Annotated in this window: 14 protein-coding genes; 5 read left to right on the forward strand and 9 right to left on the reverse strand. The window is 69.2% G+C overall.

What is annotated here, in order from left to right:
* The first annotated feature begins 7 nt into the window (after positions 1 to 7).
* The gene (locus VFK57_23290; protein ID HET7698660.1) at positions 8 to 2,704 is read left to right on the forward strand and encodes an ABC transporter permease; all 2,697 of its coding nucleotides are present in this window, start codon (positions 8 to 10) and stop codon (positions 2,702 to 2,704) included.
* A gap of 23 nt (positions 2,705 to 2,727) precedes the next feature.
* Positions 2,728 to 3,585, forward strand: coding sequence for a tetratricopeptide repeat protein (locus VFK57_23295; GenBank protein ID HET7698661.1), 858 nt, complete (start codon positions 2,728 to 2,730; stop codon positions 3,583 to 3,585).
* Between the two features lie 13 nt (positions 3,586 to 3,598).
* On the opposite strand, the gene VFK57_23300 is transcribed toward VFK57_23295, so the two are convergent.
* Positions 3,599 to 5,863, reverse strand: a complete 2,265-nt coding sequence (locus VFK57_23300; protein HET7698662.1) for an ankyrin repeat domain-containing protein — start codon at positions 5,861 to 5,863, stop codon at positions 3,599 to 3,601.
* 114 nt (positions 5,864 to 5,977) lie between these two features.
* Here VFK57_23300 and VFK57_23305 point away from each other — a divergent pair, with 114 nt between their 5' ends.
* Positions 5,978 to 7,039 carry a SurA N-terminal domain-containing protein gene (locus tag VFK57_23305; GenBank protein HET7698663.1) on the forward strand — a complete coding sequence of 354 codons (1,062 nt, stop codon included), beginning with the start codon at positions 5,978 to 5,980 and terminating at the stop codon, positions 7,037 to 7,039.
* A gap of 128 nt (positions 7,040 to 7,167) precedes the next feature.
* Positions 7,168 to 8,094 carry an alpha/beta fold hydrolase gene (locus VFK57_23310; GenBank protein HET7698664.1) on the forward strand — a complete coding sequence of 309 codons (927 nt, stop codon included), beginning with the start codon at positions 7,168 to 7,170 and terminating at the stop codon, positions 8,092 to 8,094.
* Here VFK57_23310 and VFK57_23315 read toward each other — a convergent pair whose 3' ends face one another.
* Both VFK57_23315 and VFK57_23320 read right to left on the reverse strand, forming a co-directional pair.
* Entirely contained in the window at positions 8,095 to 9,489 is a 1,395-nt protein-coding gene (locus VFK57_23315) for a DUF1501 domain-containing protein (protein HET7698665.1), read from the reverse strand.
* Positions 9,486 to 12,536, reverse strand: a complete 3,051-nt coding sequence (locus VFK57_23320) for a PSD1 and planctomycete cytochrome C domain-containing protein (GenBank protein HET7698666.1) — start codon at positions 12,534 to 12,536, stop codon at positions 9,486 to 9,488. The genes VFK57_23315 and VFK57_23320 overlap by 4 nt, the downstream gene beginning before the upstream one ends.
* 147 nt (positions 12,537 to 12,683) lie before the next feature.
* On the opposite strand from VFK57_23320, the gene VFK57_23325 reads away from it, so the two are divergent.
* Positions 12,684 to 13,439 carry a hypothetical protein gene (locus tag VFK57_23325; protein ID HET7698667.1) on the forward strand — a complete coding sequence of 252 codons (756 nt, stop codon included), beginning with the start codon at positions 12,684 to 12,686 and terminating at the stop codon, positions 13,437 to 13,439.
* Positions 13,440 to 13,523: 84 nt separating this feature from the next.
* On the opposite strand, the gene VFK57_23330 is transcribed toward VFK57_23325, so the two are convergent.
* The 6 genes from VFK57_23330 to VFK57_23355 form a co-directional block, all read right to left on the reverse strand.
* Positions 13,524 to 14,369 (reverse strand): sugar phosphate isomerase/epimerase family protein, encoded by an 846-nt coding sequence (locus tag VFK57_23330; GenBank protein ID HET7698668.1) that lies wholly within the window; start codon positions 14,367 to 14,369, stop codon positions 13,524 to 13,526.
* A 51-nt stretch (positions 14,370 to 14,420) separates the two neighbouring features.
* Entirely contained in the window at positions 14,421 to 15,359 is a 939-nt protein-coding gene (locus VFK57_23335; GenBank protein ID HET7698669.1) for a ThuA domain-containing protein, read from the reverse strand.
* Positions 15,360 to 15,371: 12 nt separating this feature from the next.
* The gene (locus tag VFK57_23340) at positions 15,372 to 16,499 is read right to left on the reverse strand and encodes a Gfo/Idh/MocA family oxidoreductase (protein ID HET7698670.1); all 1,128 of its coding nucleotides are present in this window, start codon (positions 16,497 to 16,499) and stop codon (positions 15,372 to 15,374) included.
* A gap of 52 nt (positions 16,500 to 16,551) precedes the next feature.
* On the reverse strand, positions 16,552 to 20,214 hold the full coding sequence (locus VFK57_23345; GenBank protein HET7698671.1) for a PVC-type heme-binding CxxCH protein: 3,663 nt from the start codon (positions 20,212 to 20,214) through the stop codon (positions 16,552 to 16,554).
* 128 nt (positions 20,215 to 20,342) lie between these two features.
* Entirely contained in the window at positions 20,343 to 21,980 is a 1,638-nt protein-coding gene (locus tag VFK57_23350; protein HET7698672.1) for a cobalamin-dependent protein, read from the reverse strand.
* 119 nt (positions 21,981 to 22,099) lie between these two features.
* The gene (locus tag VFK57_23355) at positions 22,100 to 23,764 is read right to left on the reverse strand and encodes an MFS transporter (protein HET7698673.1); all 1,665 of its coding nucleotides are present in this window, start codon (positions 23,762 to 23,764) and stop codon (positions 22,100 to 22,102) included.
* Between the last annotated feature and the right edge of the window lie 73 nt (positions 23,765 to 23,837).

Raw genomic sequence — 23,837 nt, forward strand, 5'->3', positions numbered from 1 at the left:
GGGTAAGGTGGGTTCGTTTCTCCGACGTCTGCTGTTCTTCTTCCAGCGCAACCAGTTCGATCGCGATCTGCAGGACGAGCTGCGCTTCCACGAGGAGATGAAAGCGGACGCCCTGGCCGACGCCAACGGCATCAGCGCCGACGAGGCGCGGGCGGCGGCGCGCCGGCGGGTCGGCAATCCCCTGCGGCTGCGCGAGCAGTCCCGCGAGCCGTGGACCTTCGCGACCGTGGAAACGTCCGCGCAGGACGTGCGCCACGCGCTGCGCCTGATGAGGCGGGCGCCGGCCTTCACCGTCACCGCGCTCGCGATCCTCGCGCTCGGCATCGGACTCAACACCGCGATCTTCTCCGTCGCCTACGGCGTGCTCTGGCGGCCGCTGCCCTACCCCGACCCCGATCGACTGATCATCGTCCAGTCCGCGCAGCAGACCGAGCGGGGCGTCAGGACCTTCTCGACCTGGTCGCCGGTGTCCTACGACGCGCTCCGCCCGCGCGTCACCGCGTTCGAACATCTCGCGGCCTATGTCACGCTCGACGCGCAGCTCAGCGGACGCGGCGAGCCGGCGCAGGTCCAGGGGCTCGAAGTCAGCCCGAACTTCTTCGCGATGCTGGGCGTCACGCCCGCGCGCGGACGCCCTTTCCTCACCGGCGCCGCCTCGTCAGACGACGATCGCACCGCCATCGTCAGCGATCGACTCTGGCGCACGTCTTTCGGCGCCGATCCGGCGATCGTCGGACAGTCGATCACCGTCGACGGCATCCCGCGTACCGTCATCGGCGTCATGCCGCCGGATTTCGGCTTCAGGCCGGTGATCCGGATTGGCGCGCTGCCGGAAACCGATATCTTTCTGTTCAATCGCTGGGCCGGCGACACGGGCCGGAGCGCGTTTCTCTTCCTGCTGGGGCGCATGAAGCCGGGCGTCACGCAGGAACGCGCCGAAGCGGAATTGACGGCGCTGGTGAACGAGCCGTCGATCGCGCCCACCGGCGCCCTGGGAATGGAGGGCACACTCGCGGCGAACGTCCGCACGCTGGCTCGCACAGTCCGCCTGCAGGCCTACGGCATGGAGTCGGTGCGGCCGCTGCTCCTGATCCTGCTCGGCGCGGTGTCGTTCGTGCTCCTGATTGCGTGCGTCAACGTCGCCAACCTGCAGATGGCGCGCCTCACGGCCCGGCGCGGCGAACTCTCCGTCCGGATGGCGCTCGGCGCGGGGCGCCGGCGGATCGTGCGTCAGCTACTGACCGAGGCGGTCGTGCTGTCGCTGCTGGGCGCGTCGCTGGGCGTGCTGCTCGCGCGGATCGCGATCGACGTCACGCTGCCGCTCGTCCCGCCGTCCGCGCTGCCCGGCGTCGGCGGGATCGTGATCGACGGCGGCGTGCTGGCGTTCTGCCTCGGCCTGTCGCTCGTCTCGACGCTGCTGATCGGGCTCCTCCCGGCGCTGCGTGTCAGCGGAACAGCGTTCGGTGAAGGGCTCGCGCTGCACGCCGGCGAGACGCGAACGACGGGGGACCGCCAGGGCGAACGGCTGCGGACGCTGCTGGTCGCCGGGCAGATCGCCATGACGCTCGTGCTGCTGATCGGCGCGGGGCTGCTGATTCACAGCTTCCTGCGTCTCACGGCGGTGTCGCCGGGCTTCGAATCGCGCGGGCGCGACGGCGTGGTGCAGACCGTCCGGGTGACGCTGCCGCAACACCTGTACGGGGAGCCCGGGCGGATCCATGCGTTCGCGCGCGGCGTGCTCGAGCGCGTCCAGAACCTGCCGGGGGTGACGTCGGCGAGCGTGATCAACTCGGCGCCGTTCGGCAGGATGTTCATCCAGCTCGACTTCAACATCGAGGGACAGCCGAAGCCCAGGCTCTCTGCCGGCACGCCGAAGATCGACGCCGGCTATTTCCGGACGATGGGGATTCCGCTGCTGGCGGGACGGGACTTCACTGCCGCGGACACGGCGGGCGCGCCCAACGTGGCGATCGTCAGCGAGCGCATCGTGCGCGAGTACTTTCCCGGCGGCCCGGTCGAGGCGCTCGGCCGGCGGATCCGCATCACCGACCGCGGCGAGTGGCTCACGGTGGTGGGCGTGGCGGCGGACATCCGTCAGATGGGGCTCGATCGCGACGTGCAGCCGATGATCTACGCGCCGTTCCAGCAGGACCGCAGCGGATTCCTCCGGTTCGTGTCGTTCGTCGCACGCACCACGACCCCCTCGGCCGTGGTCGACGGCATCCGCGCCGAGATCCGCCGCGCCGCACCCGATCTACCGATTGCCGGCACGGTGACGATGGACGAAGCGGTTGCGGCGTCGGTGGCGCCGCCGCGGTTCCGGATGCTGCTGCTGGGGCTCTTCGCGGCGACCGCGATGCTGATTGCGACCTGCGGCATCTACGGCCTGATGGCCTACGCCGTGACCCAGCGCCGCCGCGAAATCGGCGTGCGCATGGCGCTCGGCGCCCAACGCCGCGACGTGCTGCGCCTCGTGCTCGCACGCGCGCTCCGCATCGTCCTCGCCGGGGTGATCGTGGGCCTCGCCGGCGCCGCCGGCGTGACGCGGGTGCTGCAGCGGTTCCTGTTCGGGGTGACGCCGACCGATCCGGTCGCGTTCACGCTCGTCACGCTGCTGCTGGTAGCCGTGGGGCTGATGGCGGCGTGGCTGCCTGCACGGCGCGCGACCCGGATCGATCCGAGCGTCGCACTGCGCGCGGAATAGCGCCTCCAGTAGAATGCGGGCCTATGCCCGTCACGCACATTCGCCGGGCCGCACTGGCGTCCGTCGCCGCCGCGGCCATCGCTCTCGGGCCCTCGACCGGTGCAGGCCAGACCGGCGTGCAGCCGGTGCAATACCGCTCGCCGGAGGGGGTCGAGTACCGCTCGCTCCCCGATACGGACGCGATCAGGACCGCGCGCGCCGCGCTCGAAGCGGATCCGAAGAACGTGGCGCGGATCATCGACCTCGGCGTCGCCCAGTCCGGCGCGCGGCAGTTTCGCGAAGCCATCGCGACGTTCACACGCGGACTCGAGATCGAGCCGGCCAACCCGCTGCTCCTCCGCTGGCGCGGCCATCGCTATCTTTCCGTGCGTGAATTCGATCGCGCGTCCGCCGACCTCACGCGCGGGGCCGCGATCGACGGCACGATCTACGGCATCTGGTACCACCTCGGGGTAGTTCAGTACCTGCGGGCAGACTTCGGCGACGCCGCCGCATCCTTCGCCAGGGCGCAGCCGATCGCTCCGGACGCCGGCGAGCTGGCGGGTTCAACGGACTGGCTGTGGATGTCGCTCAGCCGCGCCGGCCGCGGCGCGGAAGCGAAGGCGATGCTCGATCGGCGGCCCGACTCGAAGCCGGTGACCAACGCCTACACGCGGCGCCTGCAGCTCTATCGCGGCGAGATCGGCCCCGACGCGGTGGTCACGCCGGCGGATACAGACGACGTGCAGATGGCGACGCTCGCCTACGGCCTGGGAAACTGGTTCCTCGTGCGCGGCGACACGGCGCAGGCGCGCCGGTGGTTCGAGCGATCGATCCAGTCCGGCGGCTGGCCCGCGTTCGGATTCATCGCGTCGGAGGTGGAGCTGCGCCGGCTTCGGTGAGCCCCGCGGCACGTCACCGCCGTAGCGCTGACGCCGGCGCAGTGCTGGACGGCGCTTTTCCCGCGGACACGATCAGCGCCTGCGTCGCCCAGTTCGTCCCCGCCGCGGAAATGAACTGGCTGGCCCCATGGGGGAATCCGCTTTCGAAATAGATCTGCGTGGGATGCGATCGCGTCCTGACCAGCCATGAACCATCGTTCAACTGCGTGCGCAGAAGGAACTGCACGCCGCGGCGGTAGGCTCCATCGCCGGGTTGGATGCCCGCGTGGTGCAATGCGACGAGTACGGCGCCGGTGGCATACGCGTCGCTCGCCATCGACGGCAATTGCGCCCATCCGCCATCGTCGCGCTGGCCGTTCAGCAGGTCGCGGACGGCCGCGTCGCGGACGCGCTGCGGGGCACGGCCCCACACCAATCCGAGCAGCCTGAAGACGCGATCCTCGGTCGTGGCTGGCTGCGCGTGCTGCAGCCAGGATACGGCCGCCGCGACCGCGCGGCGATGTGCCGGCTTGCCGTTTCCGTACACCTGGATCCCGCGCAGAGCGACGGCCGTTGCCGTGAACTCGCTGGCTTCGGAAGGAGGACGGTATGGCGATCGCCATCGCCCCTCGGGCTGCTGCATCAGCGTGATCAGCCTGACGATCGCATCGGTGCCCTGGTCGGCGGCGTGCCCCTCCGCGGCCAGACCCATCAGGATGTAGCCAAGGGTCGTCGTCGCACCCCCGGGACTCACGATTCCCTGCAGCGCCTGTTCGCGAGTGGCGCGGACGTCCTCGATTACGGTCGTCAGCTCCTTTCGCGCTCCCGCCTCGTCGACGGTGAACCCGTGGCGTCGAGCCGCCGCCACCGTCATCGCGGTGAGCGCATTGTTGTGGCACGACACGCATCCGCTCTTCTCGTAGAACGACGTCGCGGTGCGTTGGAGCAGCGGCAGGCTGCGGGCGACCGCATCGCGAATCGTGTTCCCGGTCACGGCGGTTGGCGTCGGCTGTCGCTCGCCAGTCTCCGGAGCGCCGGCCGCCACCAGCGTATCGACGAGCGGCGTGCGGCCGAGCCGCCGGGCGAAGTCGAGCGCGGTCAATCCGTTCGGATCCCTGGCCGCCGGATCCGCGCCGCGGTCGAGGAGCAGGCGGAGCGAGCCGGCAGGAAGCGTGTCGGCGATGGCCGCGAGCATCAGGGGTGTGCGGGACTTCGCGTCGCGCGTGTTCACGTCGGCACCGCGCTCCAGCGCCGCCCGGATCGCGTCGGGTCGTCCGGGGCCGGCAAACGGCAGCACGGCGAGCAGGGCACCGGTCAGCGCCATGGGCCGGGAGACGGCGGCAATCGCGTCAGCGCACTCGTGCGAATTCGCCCGGAGCGCGGCCAGCCTGGCGGCGCCGTTGTTGTCGCGGGCGCCCGCCGCGAGCAGCAGGCGGACCGCCTCGAGATTGCCGCGGCTCGCCGCCCCGGTCAGCGCCGCCGGTGTCGCCTCCGCCCCGCGCTCGAGCAGCAGCTTGACGACAGGCGCGGCGCCCGCCTGCGCGGCGAGCATGAGCGGCGTGCGTCCGAAGTCGGACGTCGAATCCACGTCCGCGCCGGCGTTCGCGAGCAGCCTGACTTTCTCGGCATCGTCCACCGCCCACGTGAGCGCGGTCGCGCCGGCGTGGTTGCGAAGGTTGGGGTCGGCGCCGGCGTCGAGCAGTTGTTTCACCAGCGCGGCGGTGCCATAGAGCGCCGCGTACATCAACGGCGTCGAGCCGTCAGGACCGCGCCGGTTCAGGACGTCGGGCTCGCGGCGCACGGCCTGGAGCGCCGCGTCGGGGCGGGAGGCCGCAATCAACTGCGTCACGCGCGTCGCCGCCGGATCCGGCGGCGGAAGCGGCGTCTCGTTCGCCAGCGCGTCAGGCCATTCGGCGCCTTCGTCAATCCACCGCTTGAGGACGCTGAGTTCGTCCGCCGACAAGGGATCGTCAGGCGGCATCTGCGTGCCGAACTCCGGGCTCAGCACGCGTCTATAGAGCCGGCTCGACTCGCTGCTGCCCGGAATGATGTTCGGCCTGGTCACACCGGCGAGCGCGCGTGCCCGCCGGTCGAGCCGATAGCCATTCATCTGTTTCGTCGGACCGTGGCATTCGTAGCAGCGATCCCGGAGGAGCGGCTGCACGTCCCGCGCGAAATCTATGCGCGACTGCGCTCGCGTGGTCGCCAACCCGCCCGACGCCGCCCACCCGAGGGCGGAGACCAGCGAGAGCAGAATCGCGCCGGCCAGGCCGTACGGAGCGCGCCGAACCGCGTTCATCGGTCCTCCAATCGCCACGGGGCAGTGCTGGGAGTATAGGGCTTTTCCGTTCGGCCGGCCGTCTCTTTCGCGCGGCGATGGCTCCGTCGGCGTGTCACGGTAGACTCAACAGGTATGCGCAGACGCGATCCCCTCTCCATCCCTTCCCGCCGGCTCCTGACCTCGCTCGCCATGATGATGCTGGTTGGTCTGGCGGCGGGCTGCCAGAAGAAGCCGGCCGCGGTGTCCGCCGACACGTGGGCGACCGTCGACGGCCGGCCGATCACGCGCGACGACGTCGAGAAGGCGTTCCGGCGGACGCAGGATACCGCCGCGACACTCTCGCCGGACGAGGCGATGACCCTCAAGTTGAGTCTGCTGAACGAGATGATCCTCCAGGACGTCCTTCTGACGAAGGCGCGGGCGCTCAAGATCGAGGTGCCCGACAGCGAAGTGGACGCCGCCTACGCCGAGGGCAAGAAGAACCTGAGCGACGCGGCGTTCGAAGAGGAGCTGAAGAAGCGGAACCTCGGCGCCGCCGATATGCGGGAGGGGGTCAGGCGCGAACTGCTCGCCAAGAAGCTGCTGGATCGCGAGGTCGTGTCGAAGGTATCGGTGACCGATCAGGACGTGACCGACTTCTACAACGCGAATCGCGCCCAGTTCACGGTTGCCGAAGAGTCGTATCGGCTCGCGCAGATCGTCGTCACGCCGGAGCGCGGGGCTCAGCCGGCGAACCGGACGGGCAACGACGCGGCCACGCCGCAGGAAGCGTCGTTCAAGGTGCGGATGATCATGGAACGGCTGAAGACCGGGACGCGATTCTCGGATCTCGCGGCGGATTACTCCGAGGATCCGGAGAGCGCTCCGCGCGGCGGCGATCTCGGGCTGGTGCCATTGTCGGCGCTGAAGCAGGCGCCGGAACCGCTGCGCAACGCCGTCATCGGCAAGACCCCAGGGACCGTGAACCTCGTCACCGCCGGCGGCATCTACACGCTCGTGCTGGTCATCGCGCACGAGCAGGCCGGCGAGCGCGGGCTGTCGACGCCAGGGGTGAAGGACGGCATCACGCAGACGCTCAAGGATCGCAAGGAGCAGCTGCTGCGGACCGCCTACCTCTCAGCCGCGCGCAACGACGCGGTGGTCGTCAATCACGTCGCGCGGCGGATCGTCGAGGGGAACGGGAAGCTGCAGTAAGTCCGCCGCCCGATGAACGTCGTGCGAAGCGTTGGCGCGATCAATGACGGGTGAAGCCGGCAGCACCTATACCGCGTCGGGTTGGAACAAACGCTTCCGGCAGGTGTCACACCGGATCAAGTGGTCCCTTGAAGAGGCAGAGCACGTTCACCAGCCGGTCCGTCCTCTTCGACGCCCCGCCGGCGCGGATCCGGCCGCGCGGCTTCTGGCCGACGGTGCTCGCGGCCGCCGCGCTGAGCACTTGGTCCGGCTCGGTCGCGTGTCTCTGGGTCAGCGAGCCCGGGCTCGTCTTCAGGGCCGCCCAGACACGAGAGCCCCCACCTCGCCCCGGTCCGGGTCTCTTGCAGTTGACGACCAGCGATGGCGTGTCCCTCGACGCGCTGGCCCTCACCGCCCGGCCCCCTTCGAGCTACTGGATCCTGTTCTGCCCGCCGAGCGGCCGCACGATCCACGGCAGCGTGCGGCGGCAGATCGAATCGCTCCGCGCCGCCGGCTACAACGTGCTCGCCTTCGACTACCGCGGTTTCGGGCGGAACCGGGGGACGCCGTCGGAGCGGGGCGTCTACGCCGACGCCGAGGCCGCGTACCGTCATCTCACGCAGGATCGCGGCGTCGCGCCGGCGCGAATCATCCTCGCGGGACGCTCGCTGGGATCCGCCGTCGCCATAGAGCTGGCGACGCGCGTCCCGTCGGCGGGACTGCTCCTCTTCAGCGCGATCGATTCGGTCCCGGCAGTCGCGTCGCGGTACTGGTTCTGGGCCCCGGTCGGTCTGCTCGCCTCGCAGCGGTTCGACTCGATGGCGAAGGCGCCGCGCGTGACGGTCCCGGTCGTGCAGGTGCACGCGCCGGGCGACTGGCTCGTGCCCATCGACGCGGCGCGCGCGTTGTTCGGCAGGTTTCCCGTACGCGGCGCGATGCTGCAACTTCCGGGCGGGCACAACAGCGTCGGGTTCGACGTGATCACCGGACTGACGCGCGAAGGGGGCTACGCCTCGATGGCGCGGGCGGACGAGTCCCTGATCCGCACGCTGCTGGAGCTCTGGCCCTGTCGCTGATCAGGCCAGCAGCTTGCGCACCACGTTGCCGCTGACGTCCGTCAGGCGGAAGTCGCGGCCCTGGAAGCGGTAGGTCAGCTTCGTGTGATCCACGCCGAGCAGGTGCAGGATCGTGGCATGGAGATCGTGGACGTCGACGGGATCCTCCACGACGTTGTAGCCGAGATCGTCCGTGCGCCCGATCGTGATTCCCTTCTTCACGCCGGCGCCCGCCATCCACATCGTGAACGCGCGCGGATGATGGTCGCGGCCCAGCAGCTTCGAGCCGTTGCGCGCCTCGTTCATCGGCGTGCGGCCGAATTCGCCGCCCCAGATCACCAGCGTGTCCTCCAGCAGCCCTCGCTGCTTGAGATCGGTGATCAGCGCGCAGCTCGCGCGGTCGACCTCCTGGCACAGCTTCGGCAGTTTCACCACGATGTCGTCGCCGACGCCCGATCCGTGCGTGTCCCAGCCGCGGTGATAGAGCTGGACGAAGCGCACGCCGCGCTCGACGAGGCGCCGCGCGAGCAGGCAGTTGTTGGCGAACGAGACCTGTCCCGGCTGCGTCCCATAGAGCTCGTGGATCGCCGCGGGCTCCTGCGAAATGTCGGTCAGCTCGGGCACGCTCGACTGCATGCGATACGCCATTTCGTAGGCGGCGATGCGGGTGTCGATCTCCGGATCGCCGACGTCGGCGCGGTGCGCCTGGTTCAGATCGCGCACCAGGTCCAGCGAGGCGCGCCGCGCGGCGCTGTCGACCCCCGCCGGATTGGACACGAACAGCACCGGATCCCCCTTCGACCGGAATTCCACGCCCTGGTGGACGGTCGGGAGGAATCCGCTGCCCCAGCACGACTTGCCGCCGTCGGGCGCGTTTTCACCCGAGAGCAGCACGATGAAGCCGGGCAGGTCCCGGCTCTCGCTGCCGAGCCCGTACGTCAGCCACGCGCCGAGGCTCGGGCGGCCGATCACCTGGCTGCCGGTGTTCATGAAGATCTGGCCGGGCGCGTGATTGAACTGCGTCGTGTGCAGCGACCGCACGATCGCGATGTCATCGGCAACCTTCGCGGTGTACGGCAGCAGCTCCGAGATCTCGGCGCCGCTCGCCCCGTGGCGGGCGAACCGGTAGGGCGATCCGAGCAGCTTCGGCGTCCCTTTGATGAACGCGAAGCGCTCCCCTTTCGGCAGGAACTCGTCTGGAAGGGGGTTGCCGTCGTGCCGCTGCAGCGCCGGCTTGTGATCGAACAGGTCGATCTGCGACGGCGCGCCGGCCATGAACAGGTAGATGACCCGCTTCGCGCGTGCCGGCGCATCCGCGCGCGGCTGATCGAGCAGCGACTTGAGCGCCGCGTAGCCGATGCCGAAGCCGCTCTGCTGGAAGAAGTGCCGGCGCGTGATCTCCTGAAGCATGCTCATTCCTTCGTGATCGTCTCGTCGAGATTGAGCAGCGCGTTCGCCACGAGCGTCCAGTCGGGATGCCGCCGGAACATCGCCACGATGAGATCGAGCTCCTGCGGCTTCGGGGCGCGCGACGTCACGAGCCGGAAACCGTACGCCGCGCGCACTCGGACCGGGTCGGCCGAGGGTTCGATCTCGGGCTCCGTCATCATCCGGCGTCCGAGCGCACCCGCCATCTCGAAGAAGGCCTCGTCGTTCAGCATCGTGAGCGCCTGCAGCGGCGTGTTCGTGCGCACGCGGCGAACGGTGCAGGCCTCGCGGCTGGTGGAGTCGAACGTCGTGAACGCGGGGTACGGCGCGGTCCGCCGCAGGAACGTGTAGAGGCCGCGGCGATAGCGATCCTCTCCCGTGCTGGGCACCCACCGATCGCTGCTGTACGGGTTCTGCCAGATCCCGTCGGGCTGCGGCGGGAACACGCTCGGTCCGCCGATCCGGCGGGACAGCAGACCGCTCGCCGTCAGTCCGATGTCGCGCACCATCTCCGCCTCGACGCGGAACCGCGGCCCGCGTGCGAACAGCCGGTTGTCGGGGTCGCGCTCGGCCAGCGGAGGCGTGATCGCGGACGCCTGCCGATACGTGGCCGACATCACGATCAGCCGGTGAAGCGGCTTCAGCCGCCATCCCTGCTTGACGAAGGTCACCGCCAGCCAGTCGAGCAGATCGGGATGCGACGGCGCCGCCCCCTGCGATCCGAAGTCCTCGCTCGTCTCCACGAGGCCGCGGCCGAAGAACTGTTCCCAGGCGCGGTTCACCGTCACGCGCGCCGTCAGCGGATTGCGTTCGTCCACGAGCCAGCGCGCCAGTCCCAGCCGGTTCGGCATCACGTCGTCCGGCAGTGCGGGCAGGAACGAGGGCACCGCCGCATACACCTGTTCTGCGCGATCGAGGAAGGCGCCGCGGCGCCGCACCCACGTCGAAGGGCGCTCGTACCCCGGCTTCTCCTTCATGACCATCGCGCTCACGATGCCGAGCTCGCGCAGCGACTTCTGCAGCGCTTCGACGCGATCGCGGGTTGTCTTGAAAAGCGGCGACACGGCACGGAACCGGGCCGCGAGATCCCTGGTCTGCTGCTCGGTCCGCCGCGCGCGAGGCGTGAGGAGCGAGGGGCGCAGACGCGCGGCGACGCTGACCGCGCGCAGCGGCGATGGGCTGGTGGTGACGGACAGGCGGAATCGCCCGAGCCCCTGGCCGACCGGCGCGGTCGTGACGATCGAGAACTGCAGCGCCGCGCCGGCGGCGCCGAGCGGCCGATCGGCAACGAAGATCCCCTGGCGCCGCACGCGCCCGGCCGGATCGCGCGTCGCATCGACCACCCACCCCGCAGAGGACACCGACCCATCGTCCGTCTTGATCGGCGCCAACGGTACGGATGCGCCGTTGCCGGTCGTCACGGTGAGCGCGCTGAGCACGAAGTTGCCGTAGGGATCGCGTCCAGGCCCGCCGCCCGGCAGCCGCGCATCGGGCAGCGCCTCGATCCTGATCGCCGTAATGCCGGGGACGGGCGCCCTGGCGGCAACGGTGTAGGTATTGGCGGCGGGATTGGGACCGCTCACGAGCACCGACTTGTCGGCAAGCCGCTCGCCGGTCGAACCGCCGCTCGAGTCGAACCGCTCGACCGTGAGCGGTATCCACGCGCGCTCTGCCGCGAGCAGGCTCTGCTCCCATCGCGCCTGCGCCGCTGCTCGCGCCGGTGAGTCGGCGCGGAGCGAGGCATTGTGCTTGTCCAACTCCGCCTGCAGCGCCTTGCGGCGGGTCTCCTGCTCCGCGGTCGGGAGGCTGATCTGCGGCTCGTCGGCGAACCGATCGCCGCCCGCCTGCCCGGCGATCGTGTACTCGACGTTCTCGAAGAAGGCGAGCATCCGGTAGAAATCGCGCTGCGTGAACGGGTCGTACTTGTGGTTGTGGCACTGCGCGCAGCCGAGGGTCGACCCGAGCCAGACCGTCGCCGTCGTGTTCACGCGATCCACCAGCGTCTCCCAGCGCGCTTCCTCCACGTCGATGCCCCCCTCCTGGTTGAGCATCGTGTTGCGATGGAAGCCGCTGGCGATCCGCTGCGCCTCGGTCGCGCCGGGCAGCATGTCGCCGGCGATCTGCTCGATCGTGAACCGATCGAACGGCATGTCCGCGTTCAGGGCGTCGATCACCCAGTCCCGGTACTTCCACATCACGCGCAGGCGATCCTTTTCGTAGCCGTGCGAATCGGCATATCGCGCGAGGTCGAGCCAGGGGCGCGCCCACCGCTCGCCGTAGTGCGGCGATGCCAGCAGCCGATCGACGACATGCTCGTAGGCGGCGTCGCGTCCGTTGGCGGCGGCGTCGGCGAGCGCGGCATCGAGCTCCGCGAGCGTGGGCGGCAGGCCGATCAGGTCGAGCGACACGCGGCGGACGAGCGTTTCGAACGCGGCTTCCGACGACGGGGGGAGCCGTTCCTTCTCCAGGCGGGCGAGGACGAAGCGATCGATGTCGTTGCGCGGCCAGGCCGCGTTTCCGGCGGCGGGCGGATGCGCGGCAACGGGCCGCACGTACGCCCAATGCGTGGATTCGGGTTCGCCGGCGGCGGCGGGCTCGGCCCCCGGCTGGCCCGGCCACGCGGCCCCCTGATCGATCCAGGCACGAATCAACGCGATCTGCGGCGCCGTCAGCGGCTCCGCATCCTTCGGCATCGGCTCTTCGCCGTCCAGACCGCGGATGCGACGGACGAGAAGGCTGCGCTCGCTGTCGCCGGGGACGATCGCCGACCCGCTGTCGCCGCCTCTGAACGCCGCGGCACGGAGGTCCAGCCGCAGCCCGTTCCTCGCCTTCTTCGGGCCGTGGCATTCGTAACAGCGGGCCTCCAGGATCGGCTGGATATCGCGGGCGAAGTCGACCGGCGACTGGGGCGCCGATCCCTGCTGCCGCGCGGCCGCGACGCGGCCGGCGATGAGGGCGATCAGCGCCGCCGTCGCGGCGCGCCGCGCAAACGTCAGGAAGCGGGAGATCTCGGGCATCCCTGCGGGCGCGGCCATTCAATCACGGGGTCGCGTCTGGCGGCAACGGCTGTCGTCGCCAGCTTCACGGTCCAGCCGTCGAGGTTGCGTCCGCAGGGCAAACAAGGCCAACCGGGTCCGCATGTCGTGTCCGCGTCGTATTATGTCGCCGCGAGGGAGATGGACATGAGAAATGTGACACGAACGTTGATGGCCGTCGCGCTGGCCGGCGCCGCGGCTTCACAGGGGATCTTCGCGCAGCAGCCCGCGCAGCCGCCCGCGGCCCCGCAGGGCGGCGGACGGCAGGGGCAGCCGCAGCCCATGACCTTTTTCGTCACGAGCGTCCCCAAGGGGGACGGCGCGAATTACGGCGGGCTTGCCGGCGCGGACGCGCACTGTCAGGCGCTCGCGGCCGCCGTCGGACGCGGCGACGTGAAATGGGTGGCGTACCTCAGCACACAGGGGCCGAATGCGGTGAACGCGCGCGACCGCATCGGCGCGGGTCCGTGGTTCAACGCCAAGGGGCAGCAGATCGCCGCGACCGTCGCCGAGCTGCACGGCGACACGATCGAGCAGGCACGCCTGGGCAACCGGATTCAGAAAGTGTCGGCGTTGAACGAGAAAGGCGGACTGGTCAACGGCGTGGGCGACTCGCCGAATCAGCACGACATCCTGACCGGGTCCACGCCGGAGGGGCGCGCGTTTCCGGAGGGAGCCGATCGCACCTGCAGCAATTACACGAGCAACGCGGCGGGGCCGGCCGCCACGCCGGGTCAGCCCCCGCCCGCCGGGCCGTCGGTGCAGCTTGGACATCACGATCGCCTGGGCGGCCCGAATGCGTCGTGGAACTCCGTTCACGCGAGCCGCGGGTGCAGCCAGCAGAACCTGGTCTCGACCGGCGGAGCGGGCCTCCTGTACTGCTTCTCGCCGGGCCCGCGCTGACCGAAGAGGCTGCCCCTCGCCCGGACGGGCGGGGGGCAGCGACGTCTTTGGCGTGCTGTCAGCCGGCAGTCGAGGCCACGGCGTTCACTTTGCAGCCAGCTGCGCGCGCAGGAACTTCACGCCGTCGAACGCGATCGAGTCCACCGTCGGCGCCAGGTCTCGCCAGATCGCCGCGGCGGCAGACAACTCGCCGAGCGCGAACCCGAAGCTCTCGATCACCATCCAGCGGTCGTAGCCGATCGACCTCAGCGTGGTGAAGAACTCGCGCCAGGCGACGTGCCCCGTGCCGGGCGTGCCGCGATCGTTCTCGCAGGTGTGCAGGTGCTTCAGGTGCGGCGCGGCCGCGCGCAGCGCCTCGCCGACCGTCTTCTCCTCGATGTTGGCGTGGAACGTATCGAACAGCAGGCCGATCGACGGATGCCCGACGGCGTCGCAGAACTTCGCGCCGTCGGCGGCCGTGTTCAGGAAATACGTCTCGAAGCGGTTCAGCGGCTCGATCCCGATCTCGACGCCGGCGTCGGCGGCCACCGGCGCGAGCGCCTGCCAGGTCTCCACTCCCCATTTCCACTCATCCGCGGTCCGCCGCACGCCGGTCAGATAGCCGACCGGCGAGTACATCGGCCCGGACAGGATCGTCGCGCCCGCTTCGGCGGTCTGCCGGATGCACGCCGTGAGATGCTCACGCGTCCGCGCCCGGACGGCGGCGTCGGACGAGCCGATGTGCATCCCCGCCGGCACGACGCTGACCGCCGTCGCTTCGAGCCCGGCGCGCTCGAGCTCGCGGCGGATGGCGGTCGCGGGAAGGTTCTTCGGATCGAGCACCGCGAACTCGATGCCGTCGAACCCGCCCTCCTTGATCCCTGCCAGGCGGTGGAAATCCGCGGGGCCGAAATGCACGCCCCACAAGAACGTATTGACGCCGATTTTCATCGTTCATTCCCGGGAGGCTGCGCCCCCCGGACTCCCTGCACGCTGCCGGTCCTATTGTTTGCGCGGCGGCTTGGGGTCGAGATTGACCGTCAAGTCTTCCGGCGCGATGGTGTCGACGACGCCCTTCGGCGGCACGTCGACCCTGGCGATCCACAGCAGCGCGTTCAGCACGATACGCCGCTGATTGGCGTCGCCCCAGTTGGCGTGCGTGTGGCCGCCGGTGAAGCCGAAACTCCGCCCGCCGTCCGGCCGCTCGAACACCCACATCATCGTCTCGGCGCGCCCCTTGTCCGCGATGATGTGATCGTACGGCCCGCGCGGGCTCACGTAGGGACCGTCGCGCACGTCCTCGCTCGGCGTCGCCACGAGCAGCGGCAGGATGCGCGGCTTGAGCTTCTCGTCCGCGGTCCAGCGCATGTTGAAGTACCACTCGTCGTGGTTGGAGAACGGCCCGACGCCGCGCGTGACCGGATGCGGCGGGAACTTCTCGAAGTTCGGCGCCCACATCGGATTCACCGAGTAGTTGGTCTCGTAGTAGCCGCCCGCCCAGCGGTGCATGGCCGCCCCCGGCTCGCCCACCGGCACCTCCACCCCGTAGTGGCCGAACCCGAGACCGACCCCCTTCTTCGCCAGCGCGTCGATCACCTGCATCCGATCGTTCTGGATCGCCGGATGGCCTCGCCCGCCGTCGGCATAGATGAACACGGCGTCGGCGCCGTCGAGCGCGGCGTGATCGTCGACCTCGTTGCCGTCGACGGTCTTCTTCGGCCATCCCATCGGAATGACGTCGACCGTGACCCCCTTCACCGCCGACATCGCCTTCTGCAGCAGCAGCGATCCGGCGCGGAACTCGTGCATGCCGGGCGGATGGCTCGGGCGTCCGGCGATGATGACGATGCGCTTGGCACGCGTCTGCGTCCCGGCCGGCGTCGTGGTCAGGACGACGGCGGCGGCGGCGAGCGCAATGGCGGCGATGGGTCTCCAGAACATAAGCACCACCGATCAGAACTGAGGAATGACGATCTTCTCCCCGCCCGCGAGCGCGCTCTGATGCGCGCAGATGCCCACCATCGTCCAGTTGACGGACGTTTCCGCGTCAGGCATGGCCGGCCGCTCGCCAAGGCAGGCGAGCAGGAAGTTGTGGACGAGATGCGGGTGCGAGCCGCCGTGGCCGCCGCCCTGGAGAAAGGACAGGTGCTCGGCATCCTGAATCGCCGCCGGCTGCGTGAAGCGGCGGATCGGTTCCGGCAGCAGGTGCGCGTAATCGGGCACCTTGACGCGTTTCGGAATCTCCGGCTCGCCGAGCGGGGCTTCGGCGGTGCTCTTGGTGTGGATCACCGGTTCCTCCCCCTCGACCTGCTGCCACTCGAACGACTTCTTCGATCCGTAGGCATCGAAGCTCTCGCGGTACTGGCGGGCGGTGTTGAACAGGCTGCGCGTCACCTCGGCGCACACGTCCGAGTCGCGCAGCTTGAATGTGGCCGTCTCAATCGCGAACGGGCTGCCGTACCTGGGAATCAGACGTTCGTCGATGCGGCCGGAGCCGTGACACACGACGTGCTCGGCGTGCCTGCCGAGGAGCGCGAGGCACGGGCTGACGCAGTGCGTCGCGTAGTGCATCGGCGGAAACCCTTCCCAATAGCCCGGCCACCCGTCCATGTCCTGCTGATGGCTGCCGCGGAGAAACTGGATCCGCCCGAGCTCCCCGCGATCGTACAGCTCCTTGACGAACAGGTACTCGCGGCTGTAGACGACCGTCTCCATCATCATGTAGACGCGGCCGCTCTTGCGCTGCGACTCGACGATCTGCCGGCATTCGTCGATGGTCGTCGCCGCCGGCACCGTGCTCGCGACGTGCTTGCCCGCCTTCAGCGCGGCGATCGACTGCGGCGCGTGATCGGCGATCGGCGAGTTGATGTGGACGGCATCGACATTCGGGTCCTTCAGCAGCTCGTCGTAGCTGGTATAGCGCGCCTTGATCCCGAACCGATCGCCGCACGCGTCCAGCTCGCGCTTGTCGCGCCGGCAGATCGCGTACATCTCGGCGCCGGGATGCCGCTGATAGATGGGGATGAACTCCGCTCCGAAGCCGAGACCAACGATTGCGACGCGAATTTTTCTCTCTGCCATCTGGTAACTGGAAACTGGTAACTGGAAACTGGAAACTGGTAACCGGCACCGGTTACTGTCCGCCGCGCCCTCTCCCGGCCGGCGCCACGACATTCAGCACGCCGTTCATCGTCCGCCAGTGGGCCGGGAACGTGCAGACGTAGGGGTATTGTCCCACCTGGGCCGGCGCCCGGAACTGCGCCACGATCGTCTCGCCGGGATTCGCCAGCTTCGTCGAGAACAGGACGACGGGCAGATCCGGCACGTACTGCTGCTGCAGCGCCACCTCGGGTGTGGTCGCCATCCGGTCGGCCGCCTCGCCGATGACGTTCATCGATCCCGGCGCGCCGAGCACGAAGTTGTGGAGCATCAGGTCCGGGTTGGCGAACACGATCTCGACCAGCTGCCCGGGCGCAACCGTGATCTGCGACAGATCGAACCGCATCTGGTCTTTGACGGCCGACAGCCGAATCACCACGTCGGGCGCCTGCGAGGCGACGGGCGGCAGCGTCGCCGCCGCGCCAGAGACGCCCCCGGCGGCGGTCAACGCCACGTGTGCGGCGAGCTCCCCCGGCTTCGCGTAGAGGGCGCCGGCATTCGTCTGCCGTTCGACGCGGTACTTCCAGCCGCCCGCCAGGCTGGCGGCAAACCGCGCCGCGCCTCCCAGCTCGCTCGCCGACGGGCCCTCGATGAACATCTGGTCCGGCGCGCCGGTGAATCCGCCCTCGCCGCGGCCGTTCTGGATTCGAACGGTGATCGTGTTCGCCCCCTGCCGGAGCGTCCCCTGCGCAACCGCGTAGCGGCCGCTTCCACGCCCGCCGCCGGGCGCGGCGCCCGGCGGCGCCGGCGCGAAGGACACCGACTGCCCGTTGATCCACACCTCGGCGTTGTTCCGGACCGGCCCGAATGACAAGGTCGCCGCCTCGGCGCCCCCCTTCCAATCGATCGTCCGTGTGAACCACACCACGCCGTCGAAGTCGGGAAGCCCGCGTGTTTCCCACGCGCCGGGGACCTGGATGTCCTTCCACTCGGCGGAGAGATCCGCGGCCGCAGGCATGCGCCAGTCCGGCTTCAGATTGCCGAGGCGCAGCGGCACCGGCAGGGCGGCGAACGCCACCGCCGCCTTGTCCGCCTTGTACATGGCGAGGAAGGGATCCTGATGCCGCGTCGCGGCGATGTAGAAGGCGCGCCCCAGCCACTTGTCGCCGAAGTTCTCCGGCTTGGCGCTCTCTCGATAGATCGCCTGCCCGATCTCGGCTGACGTGGGCATGTCCGCCACGACGAGCGCGACGGCCAGCCGCGTATGCGGATCGGGGTCCGCGAGCGCGCCGGCCGACAGGATTGCCGCCGCCGAGGCGGGATCCTTCGGCAGCACCATCGCGGCCGCCTTTCGCACGCCGGCCGCGGGGTGCTTCAGCGCATCGACCGCGGCACGGAACGCGTCGCTCGTCGTCGAGGTCAGCTCGCCGAGACCGTGCAGCGTCCACAAGGCGTGGAACGCGGCGCCGTTGGTGCCGACTTCGTCGACCGACGTGTTGCGCGTCAGCGCGATCAGCTTCGGGACGACATCCTTCTGCCCGCGCTCGACGAGCAGCCGCTGGGCGTGCAGCCGCCACAACATGTTGTCGGACGCGAGGGCCGCCAGCAGCCCGGCCGGATCCTTCTTCGAGAGCGACCGCCGCGGGGCGGCCGGCGCCTTGTTGTAGACGACGCGATAGATGCGGCCGCGCTGCTTGTCGCGGAGCGACGTTTCGAACGCGTTCCCGGGGCCGTTGCTGAACCCCGGCGGCGTCGGGTTGTGTTGCTGGATGAAATTGTACCAGTCGGCGATCCACACGGCGCCATCGGGGCCGACCTGCGCCTGGATCGGCGCTACCCATTCCTCCGCGCCGGCGAACAGGTTCCAGCCGTCGTGCGCGACGAAGCTCGAGCCCTGCTTCTCCATCACCGCCTGGCCGACCAGATGCGCGGTGGGCTCGGTGATGAAGGCGATGCGGTTCCAGTACTGCTTCGGAAACGATCGCGCCGTGTAGAGGTAATGCCCTGCAGCCGCGGTGTAGCCGCCGTGGACGTCGACCTGCCGGATGTAGGGAGTCGTGTGATGCACCGCGTAGAACGCCGCGGAGCTCTGGTAGCCCGGCCCGACGCCGCGGCCGGTGAACGGCCCGCCGGGCAGCCCTTGCAACCCTTCGAAATAGCGGTTCGGGATGGCGACGTAGAAGCTCGGATCGTTGTTGGCGGTCGATCCGAAGACGTCGAACGTCTCCGAGAACCCGAGGCCCCACGTATTGTTGGTCGAGCCCGTGATGTGCTCGAAGCCGGTCTTGCCGTCCGGCTTGAAGCGGAACGCCGCCTGCGCGAAGTTGAACGGTTTGCCGCCCACCTGACCGTTGAAGCCCGAGTAGCCGACGACCCCCCAGATGTGGTTGTCGGGCGCGTACTGGATGTTCGACGCGACCGCGTGGGTGTCGCGAATGCCCCACCCGGTGTGCAGGATCTCGCGCACGTCCGCCTTGTCGTCGCCGTTGGTGTCCTTCAGGAACAGCGTGTGCGGCGGCTGCGTCACGATCACGCCGTCGTTGGCGAACGCGAGGCTGGTCGGGATGTTCAGGTTGTCGGCGAACACCGTGAACTTGTCGGCGCGGCCGTCGCCGTTGGTGTCCTCGAGAATCTTGATCCTGTCGCTGCCCGGCTCGCCGTTGAGCGGGACGTTCGGATAGTCCACCGTCTCGATCACCCAGAGACGGCCGCGCTCGTCGAAGGAGAAGGCGATCGGCTTGATGATCTGCGGCTCGCTGGCGAACAGCTCCACGCGGAACTCGGCCGGCACCTGGATGAACTTCATGGACTCTTCGGGGGTGAAGGGCATCTGGTACTTCGGCGCCGGGCTGCGGTTCTCGTAGTTCGGCACCGGCAGGCCGTCCACGTACACCACCGGCGGCATGCGCGCCTGCTCGGTCCAGGCGGCGCGCGCCGCGTCGTTCACCGCCCACGTGGTGCCGCGCTCGACGAGCGCCTGGAACCCCGGGACGTTCCAGGTGCGCTCGTCATGGCCGAACGCGGTGTAGAAGACGCGCCCCTTGCCGTGCGTGCGCACCCAGGTGTACGGCTCGCGCCCCTGCGCGTCCACGCGCTCCATCAGCACGACCCGATCGACGGGGTTGTGCTTGGTGTGGACGTAGGTTTCGTCCCACGGCGTCGTGAAGTTCTCGAACCCCTTCATGATCGGATGCTCGGGCTGCACGATCTCGGCGCGGATCTCGCCGGTTCCGTGCCGCTGGAACTGGCCGCCGACGAGCGCGATGAACGGCTCCGAGTTCTGGAACATGAACGACGCGCAGTGGAGGACGACGAGCCCCTTGCCGCCGGCGACGAAATCGAGCAGCGCCTTCTCCTGCTCGGGCGTGATCTTCGTGTGGTTGGCGTAGAGCATCAGCGCGTCGTAGTTCGCCAGCGTCTCGGCGTCGAGCGCCTCGTCTGGCGTATTGACGTGCGTGATCTGGATCCCCTTGCGCGCCATCGGCGGCGCGAGCACCTGGTACAACGCGGCCGAGTTGTGGTGCCGCTGGTCCTGGCCGAGCATGAGGACCTTGAGGGGCCTGAACGACGCCGCCGCCCGCTTCGCGGCGGGTGCGGCCCCCTGCCGCGATTGCGCGCCGATCGAGAACGGCGCCAGACCGATTGCGGTTGCGGCGAGTCCCACGGCCAGCCGCACCCACCATGCCATGCGTGTCATCGTCACTGCCTTTCGCGTCCCGGCGCCGGTGTAAGCGCTTTCACAGAGGCCGCATGCTACCGCAAAATCCCGTCAGAGCATACGCCATCGGCGAGCCGCGATCGGCAGCGACGCGCCCCCCCTCCGGGTCAGCACGTCCCGCGGCGCTCGACGAACGTACGCGGCTCGCGCCGCCGCCCTCCCGGATGGCGCCGCTGTTCCCAGGTGGACGTCAGCAGCAGCACCGGGCCGAGCACGCGGTTGAGCGCGGCGGTTGCGACGCCGAACTCGCGCTCGGTCTGCTCGCGCAGCGCCCGTATGCGCTCGCTGACCGCCGCGTTCGTCGAGCGCAGGTAGCGCTCCATCGCCCAGAGCGCCGCGCCGTGCCCGCTCCGCAGCTGCGAGGCGGCAACGGCGACGCGCGCGCGCACCCGCGGGTCGGCGTCGGTGCGATACCGCCGCCACCTCGTCATCATCGTCTGCATCAGCCTGAAGAGGCTGGGGCCGTTGCGGTCGAAATCCAGCCTGAAGGCGCCGTCGAGCAGGACCTTCGACTCATCCCGGGAGATGGCGGGATGACGGAAGTTGAACTTGTACTGTCCGTGGATGTCCGCGGGATCCACGTCGGGCAGCAGCCGCCCCTCCGCCGCGACCTGCGCGTGCAGGGCGGTACCGGGCATCGGGGTGTAGAGCATGAACTGGTGGAAGACCGTCTCGTGGGCGATGGCTCGATCGATCGCGCGGCCGATGTTCTCGGGGGTGTGATGCTCGAGGCCGATGATGGTCGAGCCGTGGACGCAGATGCCGTGCGCCTGGAGCTCGCGCACGAGCGACAGGGTGTCGGCCCCCTTGAGCTTCAGGTAGTCGGCGTCGGACGATTCCAGGCCGAGCCAGATCCACTCGATGCCGAGCTCCACCAGCTCCCGAATGTCGTATTTGCGGATCGCGTTCGCCGACGAGAAGACGTAGAGCGCCCACGACTTGCCGTGGCGCTTCATGCAATCGAGCAGTTCCAGCGCGCGCCGCCGGTACAGCAGGAAGTTCTCGTCCATCATGAAGAACGACGACACCCCGATCGCCTGTTCCGCCTCGCACATGACGCGGAAGAGGTCCTCCCCGCGTTCGTAGAAGTTGACGAAGCGTCCCTTGCCGCCGAAGAACGCGGACGTCGTGCAGAAGTTGCAGCCGAGCGGGCACCCGACCGAGGGCACGATGGTCGCCGCCGGACTGCCCCCGCCGCGCGGGCTTGGCAGTCCCATGATCCGGAAGCCGAACGACGACGGGATCGTGGGATGCACCAGCGGCGCGTCTGGATTGTCGCCGAGGTACTGGCGCATCCAGGACACCCCCTCGCCGCGGACGACGTGGTCGGCATCGATCATGGACTCGAGATGCGGCGTCGACGTGACATGGCCGCCGATCACGATCGTCGATCGCGGTGAATACCGCCGCACCAGCCTGCACATCTCGCGCACCTTGCCGACGTTCACGACGATGGAGGAGATGCCGACGACGTCGTAGGCGCCGGTCTGCAGCTCGCGCACGAACCGCTCGCGCGTGGGAAAGTCCAGAAGCGCACACGGGGCGGAGATGTTGCGGTGGATGAACATCAGCCCCCAGCTGCGGTGGAACATCCGCAGCGAGAAGGGGCCTTGTTCGCGTGTGACCTGGTTGTGATAGAGCTCGGCGGGATTGATCGCTCGCGATCCGAACTCGTCGTCTTGCGCGAACGGCTTGAAGACGGACGACAACAGGACCCGGGCCCGGGTGCCCTTGGGATGACGCACTGGGGGCTCCTTGTTAGGCGGCGCTCGTGTACGGAGTGATCGTAAGCCGAAGCGGCGGTGCTGGACCGCCGCGACAGAACTCTTACACAAGCGACGCCTGCGCCATTGGCGCGCCGCGATCAGCGCCGCCCCGGGTCCCGCGCTCCTCCGCCGGCCGAGACCGCCGGCCCCGCCGCAGCGGCGTCGATGTGCACCGGCTTGTAGCCGCCGATGGCCTTGAAGTACAGGAGCAGCAGCAGGTAGATCACCGCCATCACCGACGGGATGAACGCGTCCGCCTTCAGCGTCTCACGATCGCCGGCGATACTGGCGTCCGCGACCAGCTGCTGCTCGGGCGTCTTCGCCGCGGCCGTCTGCGCCGCCGACAGTTTGGTGCCGTCGAGCCCGTTGACTTCGGCCAGGAAGAGGAACCGGCTCGGCGCCGGCGCCTTGTACTGCTCGTACACCGCCGGCGCGGTCGTCATCAGGTGCTCGGCGGTGAAGCGGTCCTTGGCGTAGCCCAGGCCGGGTCCGCCGATCAGTCCGGCCGACATCATGCCGATGCCGCCCATGATCGACATCGCGATCGCTCCCGTCCGCGGGAACCGATCGCCGACCACCGCCAGCATCGTCGGCCAGAAGAACGTCTTGCCGATGGCGTAGACGGCGAGCGCGAACATCGCTCCGGCGAACGTCTCGATGCCGCTGACCAGGCGCAGGCCGACCGCGCCGAGCACGGCGCAGATGACCAGCAGGCCGATCGGCGAGACCTTCAGGTTCTTCTCGATGAAGTCGGCGCAGAAGCGCAGCGAGAACATCAGCAGCGACGTGAACACGAACAGGATCTTCCCCTGCGCCGGCGTCAGGATGTTGCCGGTGATGTTCTGGATCCAGCCGTCGGTGCCCAGTTCCACCGCGCCGACGAGCGCGTGCGTGACGAAGAGGACGAACAACAGCATCGAGCCGACCGAGAACTGCGTCTTGACCGCGACGATCAACAGCAGCACGCCCGCCGTCGCCCAGGCGATCGTGGCCCACGCCCCCGAGGTGAAGAACGGATTGCCGGTGAAGAACGAGAGGATGGATCCGAGTTGATCCTTGAAGAAGAGGCCGATCAGGATGCAGGCCACGAGCGCGCCGAGAATCCCGACCTCCTGCAGCATCTGGCCGACGCTGAGCCCTTTGGCCGAGGCCTCGGACTTGGGAAAGTGCTGACCGAAGAACGCGATGCCGTAGAGGATCGTCGGCACCAGGAAGAGGCTGAGCTGCAGCTTCCAGCCGACGTGCATGCCCTCGCCGAGAATCCAGCCGACCAGGCCGCCCAGCACCAGCCCCGCGGGCCAGCTCGCGTGCAGGATGTTCAGGTAGTGCGTCCGGTTGTGCGGGAACAGCGTCGAGACCAGGGGGTTCGCGACCGCTTCCAGCGTGCCGTTGGCCAGCGCGAACACGAAGGTGCCGAGGTAGAGGAACAGGTAGGCCGTCGATTGCGCCTGTCCCCCGGTCGCCGCGAAGGTAATGACCGCCGAGAGCACGTGGAACAGGAAGGCGGCGACGACCAGCTTGCCGTAGCCGACCCGGTCCACGACGACACCGCCGATGATGATGCCGAAACAGAAGCCGGTGAACCCCGCGCCGCTGATGGCGCCGAGCTGCGCCCCGGTGAAGCCGAACTCGGCGGCCCAATTGGCGAGGATGCCGCCCCGGATGCCAAAGCCGATGCCGGTGGCGAGAATGGCCAGAAAGCCGGCCCAGAGGAGCCGCTTCGCGTTCGACGCAATCGGTTCGTTGCTGATGGATGGGTTCATGGCGGCCTAGTGTAATCGTTTCCGGGGGGCTTTGCCCCCCGGACGCGCTCGTGGCCTGCCAACCGTCGCCCGG

The sequence above is a fragment of the Vicinamibacterales bacterium genome, assembly GCA_035699745.1.
GTDB lineage: Bacteria > Acidobacteriota > Vicinamibacteria > Vicinamibacterales > 2-12-FULL-66-21 > JAICSD01.

Excerpts from the sequence above, each read along its gene's own strand:
- VFK57_23325 (HET7698667.1), top strand. The coding sequence starts at position 12,684 with ATGAGAAATGTGACACGAACGTTGATGGCCGTCGCGCTGGCCGGCGCC.
- VFK57_23300 (HET7698662.1), bottom strand. The coding sequence starts at position 5,863 with ATGAACGCGGTTCGGCGCGCTCCGTACGGCCTGGCCGGCGCGATTCTG.
- VFK57_23320 (HET7698666.1), bottom strand. The coding sequence starts at position 12,536 with ATGGCCGCGCCCGCAGGGATGCCCGAGATCTCCCGCTTCCTGACGTTT.
- VFK57_23340 (HET7698670.1), bottom strand. The coding sequence starts at position 16,499 with ATGGCAGAGAGAAAAATTCGCGTCGCAATCGTTGGTCTCGGCTTCGGA.
- VFK57_23335 (HET7698669.1), bottom strand. The coding sequence starts at position 15,359 with ATGTTCTGGAGACCCATCGCCGCCATTGCGCTCGCCGCCGCCGCCGTC.
- VFK57_23355 (HET7698673.1), bottom strand. The coding sequence starts at position 23,764 with ATGAACCCATCCATCAGCAACGAACCGATTGCGTCGAACGCGAAGCGG.
- VFK57_23295 (HET7698661.1), top strand. The coding sequence starts at position 2,728 with ATGCCCGTCACGCACATTCGCCGGGCCGCACTGGCGTCCGTCGCCGCC.
- VFK57_23345 (HET7698671.1), bottom strand. The coding sequence starts at position 20,214 with ATGACACGCATGGCATGGTGGGTGCGGCTGGCCGTGGGACTCGCCGCA.
- VFK57_23305 (HET7698663.1), top strand. The coding sequence starts at position 5,978 with ATGCGCAGACGCGATCCCCTCTCCATCCCTTCCCGCCGGCTCCTGACC.
- VFK57_23315 (HET7698665.1), bottom strand. The coding sequence starts at position 9,489 with ATGAGCATGCTTCAGGAGATCACGCGCCGGCACTTCTTCCAGCAGAGC.
- VFK57_23330 (HET7698668.1), bottom strand. The coding sequence starts at position 14,369 with ATGAAAATCGGCGTCAATACGTTCTTGTGGGGCGTGCATTTCGGCCCC.